Here is a 1,381-nt window from a genome sequence, read left to right as displayed (position 1 = left end):
CTACAATTTCGTCACCAAGCGCGGCGACTGCCGTGGCGATCGCTCGAAGATCTCGTGGACGCAGGTCGAGACCGGCTCGGCGATCACCTGGAAATATCCGAGCTGCATCCTGCGCGGCGACGATTCCTCGGGCGAGTTCTATTCGATCGCTGTCTCGAACGGTTATCAGCAGGTCGACAGCGGCACCAAGATGATCCACCTCGGCAAGAACACGTCGAGCCGCATCATCTCCAAAGGCATCGCCGCCGGCTTCTCGCAGAACACCTATCGCGGCCAGGTCTCGGCGCACCGCAAGGCGACCAACGCCCGCAACTTCACCAACTGCGATTCCCTGCTGATCGGCGACCAGTGCGGCGCGCACACCGTGCCCTACATGGAAGCCAAGAATTCGACGGCGCAGTTCGAGCACGAAGCGACCACGTCGAAGATTTCCGAGGACCAGAAATTCTACGTCATGCAGCGCGGTATCCCTGAAGAGGAGGCGATCGCGCTGATCGTCAACGGCTTCGTCAAGGACGTCATCCAGCAACTGCCGATGGAATTCGCTGTCGAGGCGCAGAAGCTGATCGGTATCTCGCTTGAGGGCTCGGTCGGCTGACCGGACAGATATTCAGGAAACGAAAAAATGCTTGAAATCAGAAACCTGCACGCCCGCATCGTCGATGACGGCACCGAAATCATCCGCGGTCTGAACCTGACGGTGAAAGCCGGCGAGGTTGCCGCGATCATGGGGCCGAACGGCTCGGGCAAATCGACGCTGTCCTACATCCTCGCCGGTCGCGAGGACTATGAGGTGACCGAGGGCGACATCCTCTACAACGGCCAGTCGATCCTCGAAATGGATCCGGCCGAGCGCGCCACGTCAGGCATCTTCCTCGCCTTCCAGTATCCGATGGAGATACCGGGCGTCGCCACCATGGAATTCCTGAAAGTGGCGATGAACGAGCAGCGCAAGGCGCGCGGCGAGGAGCCGCTGAAGATCCCGGAATTTTTGAAGCGCGTGAAGGAAGCCGCCGCCTCGCTCAGCATGGAGATGGCGATGCTGAAGCGGCCGCTTAATGTCGGCTTTTCCGGCGGCGAGAAGAAGCGGGCGGAGATCCTGCAGATGAAATTGCTGGAGCCGAAATTGTGCGTGCTCGACGAGACCGATTCCGGCCTCGACATCGATGCGCTGAAGATCGTTTCCGACGGCGTCAACGCGCTGCGCGCGCCGGACCGGGCGTTCCTGGTCATCACCCACTACCAGCGCCTGCTTGAGCACATCGTGCCCGACACCGTGCATGTGCTCTACAAGGGGCAGGTCATCAAGTCAGGCGACAAGTCGCTGGCGCTCGACCTGGAAGCCAATGGCTATGCCGGCGTGATCGGCGAAGCAGCGTGA

General features: G+C 60.8%; 2 protein-coding genes. Both read left to right on the top strand.

Features of this window, described 5'->3' with window-relative positions:
• A partial coding sequence (locus EN879_RS35920; RefSeq protein WP_206521082.1) for a SufD family Fe-S cluster assembly protein occupies positions 1–598 on the top strand: 598 nt, incomplete at its 5' end.
• A 27-nt stretch (positions 599–625) separates the two neighbouring features.
• Positions 626–1,381 carry a Fe-S cluster assembly ATPase SufC gene (gene sufC / locus EN879_RS35915; RefSeq protein ID WP_013532160.1) on the top strand — a complete coding sequence of 252 codons (756 nt, stop codon included), beginning with the start codon at positions 626–628 and terminating at the stop codon, positions 1,379–1,381.

The organism is Mesorhizobium sp. M7A.F.Ca.AU.002.02.1.1, from assembly GCF_003998535.1.
In the GTDB taxonomy this organism is placed as follows: Bacteria; Pseudomonadota; Alphaproteobacteria; order Rhizobiales; family Rhizobiaceae; genus Mesorhizobium; species Mesorhizobium ciceri.
The sequence above is the reverse complement of the archived record's forward strand: the minus strand, read 5'-3'. Positions and strand labels throughout refer to the sequence as shown.